This window comes from Methanobrevibacter sp., assembly GCF_017468685.1.
Taxonomy (GTDB): Archaea; Methanobacteriota; Methanobacteria; order Methanobacteriales; family Methanobacteriaceae; genus Methanocatella.
The window spans coordinates 1-10627 of sequence record NZ_JAFUHT010000067.1 but is presented as its reverse complement, the minus strand read 5'-3'; the positions used below and the strand labels follow the sequence as shown (position 1 = coordinate 10627).

Here is a 10627-nt window from a genome sequence, read left to right as displayed (position 1 = left end):
GAAAAAAATTATGGACCCTGTAACATTAGGTGTAGTTGCATTAATGGGTGCAGTTGCTACTATCGGAGGGGCTGCAGAGGACTTAGAATCTGATATCGGTTCTCAAAGTAACCCTAACTCACAAGTTCAACTTGCTCCACAAATGGGACATTTACACCGTATGATAAACAAGGCGGCTTCTGGTGAACCGGTCGCTTATGGTGTTTGGTGTGGTGTTGCTGGTGCTATTGCATACTTAGTAATGTCTTTAGGTATGTTACCTATCGTAGCTATTGCAATGGGTGCTTGTGTCGCTGCTTTTGTTCACGCTATTTATACTGTTACATCCCACATGGGAAGGATTGTTGGACAATCCCAATTTGAACAACCATTATTTATGGATGTATTAACTCAATCTTTAGGACCTATCGTAGGTCACGGATTTATTACTAGTTTTTGTATTGTCGGAATTTCTTACTTAATGACCATTCCATTGAATGGTACCCCATTACACGTATTCCCATTACCACTCTTAGCAATGCTCTGGGGTATTGCTCTTGGTGCTATCGGATCTTCAACCGGGGACGTTCATTATGGTGCTGAAAGTGAGTATCAAAAATTCGAATTTGGTGGAGGAACCCCTGTAGCTATTCAAGGGGATATCGTTACTAAAGCTCCATTAGGTGCTAAAAACTCTATGGATGTTGTAAACTTCTGTGCTAAATTCGGTGGACCATTAACTGGTTTCTGTTTCGGTCTCGTTGTATTCTTTAGTTTCTGGAATACAGTAGTATTTGGAGTATATGGTGGTATTATTGTTGGTATTATAATCATCATCTTATTAGTTATCATGGATGACAGATTAGAAGTATTTGCAAGAAACCAATATGGACCATATGAGGAAGAATAAGGAGGTTTCGATTATGGATCCAATTAGTTTAATTTTATTCATCGCAATCGGTGGTATTATGATTGGTGCAGGTGTGCACTTTATTCCTGTAGGAGGAGCTCCTGCGGCTATGGCAACCGCTACTGGTGTAGGTACTGGTACTGCTATGTTAGCTGCTGGTGCAGGTTTAACAGGACTTATTACTGCTGCAACAATGACAGGTGAACCATTTTATATAGTAGGTATCGGTGGTGCTATTGGTGCTATGATTATGATGGGTATTACTATGCTCATTGCAAACTTAATCTACATCTTCGGTGTAGGTATTGTTCCTGCTGCATCCAAAGTACCTGTAGACTGGATTACCAAACGTAACCAAGAAGCATACAAAACTCCTGGTACTGAAGGTCACGGTGTACCTTTAACTTCTTTTGTAAGTGGTCTTATCGGAGGTCTTCTCGGTGGTTTCGGTGGTGGATTAGTCTACTTCGGAATTTACAATGCTGTACAAGACAGTACATTTGTAACTGACCCTGCTGTAAGTATCGGTTTAGCTGCTATTTTAGGTGTAGGTGTGTTCTTTATTAATTCTGTAATTGCTTCATATAACATTGGTGGTACCATTGAAGGTATGCACGATCCAAAATTCAAAAGAATTGGTACTGGAGCTCTTGCATGTGCTATCGCATCTATCGTTGTCGGAATCTTTTGTATTATTTTAACTGGAGGTATTTAAAATGTCTGCTGGTGGAAGTGCTGATGGTGCAGCTGCAGGTGCAGTAAGTTCAACACATTTACTTATTTTAGGTATTGTTGGTGGATTACTTGCTATTTATCTCACTGGATTTTTAGGTGATGCTGGATCTGTTATTGCAGGTCTTGGTGCTGTTTGTGCTATCGTATGGGGATCAGATGCTATTCGTAGAGTAGCAAGTTACGGTTTAGGTACTGGTGTACCCTCTATTGGTTACATGTCTTTATCCGTTGGTGTAATCTCTGCTTTAGCAGGTATTAGTTTAGCAACTATTCTTAACATTGCTATTATTGGACCTATTGCAGCTCTTGTTATTGCTGTAATTATTGGTGCTATTATCGCTTTAGTTGCTACTAAAATTGTAGGAATGAAAATACCTATTATGCTTCAATGTACTATTGAAATTGCTGGTGCTGCATGTTTATCAATTCTTGCATTCTCTGTTGCAATCGCAGGTTCATATGACATGACTGCTATTTACGAAAATGTAGTTGCAACTGGTTTCATTGCAGTATTATTTATCTTATGTACTATGGCTATCCAACATCCATTCAACGCATGTTTAGGACCTAACGAAGATCAAGTCAGAACTTTAAAATGTGCAGCATCTACTGCATTCTTATCCATGACTCTCGTTGGTTTATTATCTGTTGCATCTGGTGGATTCGGTTGGTTCATCGTATTCATAGTAGGTTTAATTGGTTGGATTATCTCATTCAGAGCATTTGTAGTTGCTTCATGTAATGATGCTGCATCAACCAAATGGGCTGGATTATGGCCTAAAGTGGAACAATAGATTAGGAGGAATTAAATATGGCTCAAATGTTACCTATGATTCAGGTTGTACCTGAAATGAATTTCGCATTAGACCCTTCAACTGGGGTTATCGGATCATCTTTAGGTTCAGGAATTGTTCTCCTATCTATGGATGATGTAAACGAACAAGTAGCAAAAGTCGAATTGGCTGCTGATGAATTAATGGCTTCATTAGACCCATACACAAGTCCTGTTGGATCTTACCCTGGAAGGGAAGGTTCTTATGTTACTGCAGGATTATTAACTAACATGGTATATGGTTTCTTGTTAGCTACATTCATTATATTTGCTGCATTACCAATTTTACAAGCAATGGGGGTATTATAGATGGCTGATAAAAAAGCTCCTGCAGATGGCTGGCCGGTTATTAGTGGGGATTACATTGTAGGTGATCCTGAAAGCCCTGTTGCAGTAACTACTCTCGCTTCTCACATTGAAGCTGAGTTATCTGGAGCAGCTATTGCAGGTCCATGTAAAACAGAAAACTTAGGAATTGAAAAAGTAGTTGCAAATATTATTTCTAACCCTAATATTCGTTTCTTAATATTAGCTGGTGCTGAAGTACAAGGTCACATTACTGGACAAAGTTTTAAAGCTTTACACGAAAACGGTGCTGACCCTGACAAAAAGAAAATTATTGGTGCAACTGGTGCTATTCCTTTCGTAGAAAATGTTCCTCTCGAAGGTGTTGAAAGATTCCAACAACAATTAGAAATTGTTGATTTAATCGATACCGAAGACATTGGAGCAATTCAATCAAAAATTAATGAATGTGTAGAAAAAGATCCAGGTGCTTTTGAAGAAGAAGCTATGGTTATTTCTGTAGATGAAGACGGCGGAGAGGAAGAAGAAGGAGAAGCAGTTAGAGTTGTTTCTGCTGAGACCGCTCTTATCGAATCAAGAATTAGGGATATAAACACTAAAATTGATATGGTCGGTGCTGTCCAAAGAAATATGGCTGGTAATTATGCAGGTAAAGTCCAAGGTATAATGATCGGATTAGCTTTTACTTTAATTATTGGAGTTTTATTCTTGTTATAGGAGGACATGATTATGGTACAAATTTCAAACAAACCAAATATCGGTGGAATGAAAACTGCAGCAGATGATGCTGAATACAGTGCAAAACTCCTTGCAAGAGAAGGTAAATTATTTGCTGGTTTACTCGCAACAAGATTTAAAGGTTTTGCTTACGGCGCATGCATTGCAATACTTTTAATTGTAATTATTCCTTTAATTGCAAAATTAGCAGGATTTTAGAGGTGTTTAGAAATGAGTGAAGAAAATTCAATACCTCAAGTAATGGTTTCTACTGATGAAGTTAACGCTGCTATTGCTAAATTAGATGAAGCAGAAGAAAAAGTTGATTTCACTGTTGGAGAATACTATCAACGTTTAGGCCAACAAACTGGTAGAGATGTTGGTATATTATATGGTATTATAATTGGTTTAATAATTTTAATTGTTGCTATAAAATTCGGTATAGCTTCAATGTTAACTGCCTTGTTATAGGAGGTTTATACTTATGTTTAGATTTGAGAAAGAACAACTCGTCGTTGATATTGCTGGAATGAAAATGGGAGGTCAACCTGGTGAATACCCTACCGTTTTAGCAGGTACAATCTTTTACGGCGGACACAACATTATTAGTGATGAAAAAGAAGGTATCTTTGATAAAGATGCTGCTGAAGAAAGAATTAAAACTATGGAAGAAATGTCAGATGTAACCGGAAACCCTTGTGTAGTACAAACTTTCGGTGCAACTCCTGAAGCTATGGTAAAATACTTAGAATTCGTAGGAGATGTATGTGACAAACCTTTCCTTATAGATTCAACTGCAGCTGCTGCAAAAATTAAAGGGGTAGAATATGTTCAAGAAGTTGGATTAACTGAAAGAGCTGTTTACAACTCCTTAAGTATGGCTGCTGAACCTGAAGAAATCGAAGCTGTTAAAAACTCAGACATCGATGCATCAATTCTCTTAGGTTTCAACCCAATGAACCCTGGTGTTGAAGGTAAAATTGAAATCTGGGAAACTGGTGGAGGAGTAATTGACCAAGGTATTCTCGAAATTGCTGATGAATGTGGAATTACCAAACCTTGGATGGACGTAGCTGTTACTCCATTAGGTCAAGGTGCAGGACCTGCAGTAAGAACTTCTTTCGCAGTTAAATCCAAATGGGGTTACCCTGTAGGATCTGGTATTCACAACGTTCCATCCGCATGGGACTGGTTAAGAGGATACAAAAAAGAACACAAAGAAGCATGGCCTGTTTGTGATATCGGTTCTAACATCGTTCAACAAATGGCTGGTGGGGACTTCGTTCTCTTTGGACCAATCGAAAACGCTAAATTAGCATTCCCTGCTTGTGGTATGGCAGATATTATGATTGCTGAAGCAGCAAAAGAAATTGGTACTGAACCTGTAGAAGACCACCCAATTAACAAATTATTATAGATAAAAAGGGTCCCGATTAGATGATTCATTTCATCTAATCATCTTTTCTATTTTTTTAATATTTTTAACTATCTTTCAAAAAGTTTTAATAAAATTTATATTATCTTAATAAGATATTATTAATTAACTTTATATTTTGGAGAGTTTAATAATGTCTTTTTTAAGTAAAATTTTCAAAAAAGGTCCTAAGCCTATCATTGCTCATTCTAAAGAGGGTAATTTAGCTTCTTTAAGAGCTCAAAGGGCAGGTCCTGCAAGTCCGGGTGCTGTTCAAAAACCGGATACTTTTTATGTAACTGCTTCTGTTGAATTAGGAAATACAACAACAAAATCCATTGTCATGGCCACTAATTTAAACACTAGTGAATCCTATTTATTAAATAAAACTGTTAAAATGACAAGGGATATCAGACCACCTAAACCTAATGAAGATGTTTTTGGTAAAACTGTTTGGGGTATTGAATTATCTAAAGAAGCTGTCACTGAATTAATTAGAGATACTGTTTTAGAATCTTTAAGAAAATGTAATGTTGATAAAGATGAGGATTTGGACTTTGTTGTAAGATCAACAGGGGTAACTGCAGGTTTTGCTACTGCTGAGGAAGCAGGACAATTAATTATTGCTTTGGCTGATGGTTGTCTTGAAGCTGATATTCCGCCTAGAAAAATGTCTCCTGCAATGGGTATTAATCAACTTCCTGAAAGATTGCAAAAGCATTCTCTTTTAGAAAATATTTTGTTTGATGGTGCTGTTGTAAGTGTTGTTCCTCCGGAAGGTAAGGAAACTGTTGCAAATGAGATGGAAGGGGAACTTGTTACTGCAGGTATTAAGTTAGGTGCTAAATGGACTGATGTTGATTACAGAAATCCTTGTGTTTCTCTAGATTTTGGTTCAACATTGGCTGGACGTATAGTTAATGATAATGAACCTTATGCTAATACTGTTGGAAACTTCTTAGGTCTTGCGGGGGTAGTTAGTGATTCTTTAGCAAGGGGTTCCGGTCAGATTGATAAGAAAAATGGTGCTGCATTAGATTTATATTCTGAAAAGGCAATGAAAAAAGCTGATCATAAGAAAGCAGAAGCTAATGCATTAGAGGCTCATAAATTAATTAATATTACTAAAGTACCTGTTGATGTTGATAGATTTGGTACAGTTCCCGTTAATCCGGAAGCTGCTGAAAAAGCAGGTACTACTTTAATCGGATGTGATGTAGGGTTTAATGGTGATAAACTTCCTGAACTTATGGAATTGGGTGCACAATTCTATGATGCTGATGGACTTCCAACATTGCTTTCAACTCTTGACTATGTAAGTACAAACATTGTTAAAAGGGTTTTGGATGTTGCTTTTGCTGAAAATGTTATTGTTCCTGGATCTGCGTTAGGTATTACTGGAAGGGCAGGTATTACCGGTCGTAAGCCCGAACTTATTTTAGAAGCTGTTCAAGATAAATTTGAAAATGTGGTTTTTGTTGAAGATGGTCTTGCTTTAGGTTCTGCAATTATGGCTCGTTGTATGAATTCTATGGGTACGCCTAAAGTCCCTATTGGTGGTAAACAAGGTGGAAGATGCATCCTTAAAGATCGTATGAAAATGGCTGGCGGTAAATTCGCTTAGATAATTGTGGTTTATCATGATTTATGCAATTTTGATGGCTGGAGGTATGGGAACTAGACTTAAAGTTCCTGTTGAAAAACCTCTTTTCAAATTACATGATAAACCTTTAATTAAATATGTGCTTGACAATTTAGAATCATCTAAATTAATCGATGAAATAGTTATTGCTGTTAGTCCTAATACCTGTGAAACCACTGATTATTTGAAATCATTGGATGGTGATTTTACTATTTTGGATACTTCCGGTGAGGATTATTTAAAGGATTTATCTTATATTTTGGATTATTTTGAAAAACAGTCTAAAAAAGACATTTTACTTTTTATTAATGCTGATTTACCATTTATTTCAACAGAAACTATAGATTATGTTTTAGATTATTATTTAAAACAGGATAATGATGCATTATCTGTCATTGTTCCTGTTGAAGTATTTGATAAATTACGTCTGGATTATTCTTATGAATTTAATGGATGTGTTCCGTCAGGATTAAACATTCTTAGAAGTGAAAATATTATTCAGGACGAGACTCAATTGGTTCTTGATAAGGTTGAATTGGCATTAAATATTAACACAATTCCTGATAGTGAAATAGCAGAAAAGTTATATTATGAATATTATATTTAAATATAATGAAGTTATAATAATTATATAATTAATAGTTATTTTTATGGTGATTCAATGGATAATAAACAACAAATTCCAAAAAGAGAAGAAAAATTATGGAGCGAAATTAAAAATTATCAAGTAGCTACCAACAATGCTCGTATTCTTGGAGTATTAGATGAATTAATTATTAACGAAAAAACTGGTAAAATCGTTGACATTGCAATTAGAATAGAAAGTGACCGTAATATTCATGTTAAAGGTGCAAAAAGAAACGGTGACTTGTTATTAGTTCCTTTTGCTAAAGTTGAAAAAGTCGGCGAATTTATTATTGTAACTGAATAATTTCAGTTATTTTTCTATTTTTTTGGTCATTTATTATAACAATGTTATATGCCTTATTTTTATAAAACAATTGTTATATTTTCTTTTTTAAGATAACTATTTATATTTTGTAAATTAAAGTTTTATTGTATAACAAATTCATATTTATTCATAAAAAGGTGATTATATGTTACTTGAAATTGAAAATTTGGTTGTTAATGTGGCCGGAAAACGAGTTTTGAAGGGTGTAAATCTTTCCATTGAAGAAGGTGAAACTCATGTTCTTTTAGGGCCAAATGGTGCTGGTAAAAGTACTTTATTTTTGACTATTTTAGGTTTTCCACAATATGAAGTAGTTGAAGGTTCTATAAAATTTAAAGGTCAAGAAATCACTGGCTTAACAACTGCTGAAAGAGTACAATTAGGTTTAGGAGTTAGTTTCCAAACTCCTCCAGCAATCAGAGGAGTTTCTGTAAGAGATTTACTTAAAATTGAATCTCATCAAGAAATGGATGAAGATTTAAATCCAAGAATGAAAGAATTAGCTGATCAACTTAAATTCAGTGACGAATTTTTAGACAGGGATGTTAATCTGGGATTTTCTGGTGGTGAAGTAAAACGTTCTGAAATTTTACAATTGCTTGCTCAAATGCCTGATTTCACAATGTTTGATGAACCGGATTCCGGTGTGGACATAGAAAATGTTGAATTAATTGCTTCTGAAATAGGTACATTACTTGATAAAGATAAACCTCAACGTTCAAGAAAAAGAAGTGGGCTTTTAATTACTCATTTAGGTTACATTTTAAATTTTGTAAGTGCTGATAAGGCTCATGTTTTAATAGATGGTGCGATTTCTTGTTCTGGAAATCCTTCAGAAATTTTAGAAGATATTAGAAAAAATGGTTTTAATGGATGTGTTGAGTGTGCGCAATGTTTATGAGGATGCTGAAAGAGCAAAGGATAAAAAAGCACCAATCGGTGCAGATGTTACTATAGAAAACTTCACTGATGAAACTGTTAATGCTTTAGACATGATTGATGATTTGGATGATTTAAGCAAACAGACCAAAAATGATTTATTAAAAGTGGGTGTCGACACCGAAGAAAAAAATAGATCAGGTTCATTTTTACAGGTTGACCAAAGTAATATTTTCACAAACAACTCCATGTCCGATTCTATTGAAGTCATGAACATTGGTGTTGCATTGGATAAATACAGCTGGGTTGAAGATTATCTTTGGAATGTAGTAAAACCTGATGCAGATAAATACACTGCAAAAACCGCTTTAAGAGAAAAGGAAGATGGTGTTAAAAGCGGTTATTTTGTAAGATCCCTTCCAGGCACTAAAGAAGTAATGCCTGTTCAGGCTTGCATGTTTATCAGTGATGTTGATATTATGCAAACTGCTCACAATGTTATTATTGCTGAGGAAAATTCTGAATTGCATTTAATTACAGGCTGTGCAACCGGTTCTGATATTGAATCTGCAATGCATGTGGGTGTTTCTGAAATGTATTTAAAACCGGGTTCTAAAATTACTTTTACAATGGTTCATAATTGGGCTGAAGAAGTTGAAGTTCGTCCTAGAACCGGTGTAAATGTTGGAGATAATGCTACTTATGTTAACAATTATATTTTAACAAGTCCGGTAAGTACTATTCAATCTTTCCCTACTGCTTATTGTAATGGTAAAAATTCAAGAGCTATCTTCCAAAGTATTCAGGGAGGTAAAAAAGACTCTATTATTGATGTTGGTTCCAGAGTTTTATTAAATGGTGAAGGTGCTAGAGGAGAAGTTATTTCCAGAGCTGTTTCTCAGGATGAATCTAAGATTTATGCTCGTGGACATTTGGCAGGTACTGTACCTACAGTTAAAGGCCATTTGGAATGTCACGGATTGGTTTTATCTGATGACAGTTTTATATATGCTGTTCCTGAACTTGAAGCCAGTTCTGCTAATCTTGAAATGTCTCACGAAGCAGCAGTTGGTAAAATTTCTGAAGATGAAATTAATTACTTGACCTCTCGTGGAATCAAGGAAGAAGATGCAGAATCCATGATTGTTAGAGGATTTTTAAATATGGATATTACTGGGCTTCCTGATGAATTGGCTGAGCAAACTCAGAATATGATTGATATGAGTCTTGATGGAATGTAATTCCATCTTTTATTTCTTTTTTTCTATTTTTTTAAAACTTTGTTTCATAGTATATAAACTTTTTGGCTTATTTTTCTAAGTAACCTTTATATTAATTATTAATGAAATATATTAATCAGTACATAATGTAATGCTGAGCTAGCTCATTACGTACGTAAATTGTGATTTTAAGGTATGCCTAAACAGTATTACCTTAAGAAAAATTTTAAAATTTTTTAAAAAACTTTAAAATTGAGTTTTGAAAGACGCAAGTTTTTCTAAAACGCGAAAAAAATATTTATAGAGGAGGAGAAACTCTATGGCTGATGATGTAAAAATTGTAATGTTTTGTTGCAACTGGTGTTCCTATGGAGGAGCAGACACAGCAGGTACTGCACGTATGCAATACCCACCGAATATTAGAGTTATTCGTGTAATGTGTTCTGGAAGAATTGACCCACAATTTGTTTTAAAAGCATTCCAAGAAGGTGCTGATGGGGTATTTGTAGCTGGATGTCACATGGGTGACTGCCACTATGATGCTGGTAACTACAAATTGGATCGTAGAATGAGATTAATCTACAAATTAGTAGAAGATATGGGAATTGGAAAAGAAAGAGTTCACCACGATTGGATTTCCGCATCCGAAGGTGAAAAATTCTCTGAATCTGTTAAAATGATGGTTAACAGAATCAAAGATTTAGGTCCAGCTCCATTAAAACAACAATTAGATGCTGAAAGATAAATTGGAGGAGTTAAATATGGCAGATAAAGTTAAAATAGGAACCATGTGGTTAGGCGGATGTTCCGGATGCCACTTATCCATTGCTGATTTCCACGAATCCTTAATTGATGTTATGGAATTTGCGGATTTCGAATTTTCCCCTGTGCTCATGGATACTAAATATGATGAAGTACCTGAGTTAGATATTATTATCGTAGAAGGTGGAATCAGAAACGACGAAAACAGAGAATTAGCTGAAATGTTAAATGAAAAAGCTAAAATGGTTATTTGTTACGGAACCTGTTCCTGCTACGGTG

The 10627-nt window shown here is 35.3% G+C and carries 14 protein-coding genes and 1 pseudogene; all 15 read left to right on the top strand.

Annotation, left to right across the window (positions count from 1 at the left end; translation table 11 throughout):
* The coding region (gene mtrE, locus IJ258_RS08415) for a tetrahydromethanopterin S-methyltransferase subunit E (RefSeq protein ID WP_292805729.1) at positions 1-889 on the top strand (889 nt) is incomplete at its 5' end.
* A gap of 13 nt (positions 890-902) precedes the next feature.
* Positions 903-1604 carry a tetrahydromethanopterin S-methyltransferase subunit D gene (mtrD, locus tag IJ258_RS08410; RefSeq protein ID WP_292805726.1) on the top strand — a complete coding sequence of 234 codons (702 nt, stop codon included), beginning with the start codon at positions 903-905 and terminating at the stop codon, positions 1602-1604.
* A gap of 1 nt (position 1605) precedes the next feature.
* The gene (gene mtrC / locus IJ258_RS08405) at positions 1606-2418 is read left to right on the top strand and encodes a tetrahydromethanopterin S-methyltransferase subunit MtrC (protein ID WP_292805723.1); all 813 of its coding nucleotides are present in this window, start codon (positions 1606-1608) and stop codon (positions 2416-2418) included.
* 17 nt (positions 2419-2435) lie between these two features.
* Positions 2436-2765: a tetrahydromethanopterin S-methyltransferase subunit B gene (locus tag IJ258_RS08400; RefSeq protein ID WP_292805720.1), complete on the top strand. Its 330-nt coding sequence runs from the start codon at positions 2436-2438 to the stop codon at positions 2763-2765.
* Positions 2766-3479: a tetrahydromethanopterin S-methyltransferase subunit A gene (gene mtrA, locus IJ258_RS08395; RefSeq protein ID WP_292805717.1), complete on the top strand. Its 714-nt coding sequence runs from the start codon at positions 2766-2768 to the stop codon at positions 3477-3479. It begins immediately after the preceding gene.
* A 12-nt stretch (positions 3480-3491) separates the two neighbouring features.
* Positions 3492-3698, top strand: coding sequence for a tetrahydromethanopterin S-methyltransferase subunit F (locus tag IJ258_RS08390; protein WP_292805714.1), 207 nt, complete (start codon positions 3492-3494; stop codon positions 3696-3698).
* A 12-nt stretch (positions 3699-3710) separates the two neighbouring features.
* Positions 3711-3950: a tetrahydromethanopterin S-methyltransferase subunit MtrG gene (gene mtrG, locus IJ258_RS08385; RefSeq protein ID WP_292805711.1), complete on the top strand. Its 240-nt coding sequence runs from the start codon at positions 3711-3713 to the stop codon at positions 3948-3950.
* A 13-nt stretch (positions 3951-3963) separates the two neighbouring features.
* Complete coding sequence (gene mtrH / locus IJ258_RS08380; protein WP_292805708.1) at positions 3964-4896, top strand: tetrahydromethanopterin S-methyltransferase subunit H; 933 nt, start codon at positions 3964-3966, stop codon at positions 4894-4896.
* A 151-nt stretch (positions 4897-5047) separates the two neighbouring features.
* On the top strand, positions 5048-6517 hold the full coding sequence (locus IJ258_RS08375; protein WP_292805705.1) for a methanogenesis marker 14 protein: 1470 nt from the start codon (positions 5048-5050) through the stop codon (positions 6515-6517).
* A 16-nt stretch (positions 6518-6533) separates the two neighbouring features.
* Positions 6534-7142, top strand: a complete 609-nt coding sequence (locus IJ258_RS08370; protein WP_292805702.1) for an NTP transferase domain-containing protein — start codon at positions 6534-6536, stop codon at positions 7140-7142.
* A 54-nt stretch (positions 7143-7196) separates the two neighbouring features.
* Entirely contained in the window at positions 7197-7466 is a 270-nt protein-coding gene (locus IJ258_RS08365; protein WP_292805699.1) for a PRC-barrel domain-containing protein, read from the top strand.
* 166 nt (positions 7467-7632) lie between these two features.
* On the top strand, positions 7633-8388 hold the full coding sequence (locus IJ258_RS08360; RefSeq protein WP_292805696.1) for an ABC transporter ATP-binding protein: 756 nt from the start codon (positions 7633-7635) through the stop codon (positions 8386-8388).
* The gene (locus IJ258_RS08355) at positions 8357-9607 is read left to right on the top strand and encodes a SufD family Fe-S cluster assembly protein (RefSeq protein WP_292805694.1); all 1251 of its coding nucleotides are present in this window, start codon (positions 8357-8359) and stop codon (positions 9605-9607) included. Before IJ258_RS08360 ends, IJ258_RS08355 begins: the two co-directional genes overlap by 32 nt.
* Positions 9608-9905: 298 nt before the next feature.
* The gene (locus IJ258_RS08350) at positions 9906-10331 is read left to right on the top strand and encodes a hydrogenase iron-sulfur subunit (RefSeq protein WP_292805691.1); all 426 of its coding nucleotides are present in this window, start codon (positions 9906-9908) and stop codon (positions 10329-10331) included.
* Between the two features lie 16 nt (positions 10332-10347).
* Positions 10348-10627 (top strand): annotated as a pseudogene (locus tag IJ258_RS08345) (F420-nonreducing hydrogenase); the annotation flags it as partial.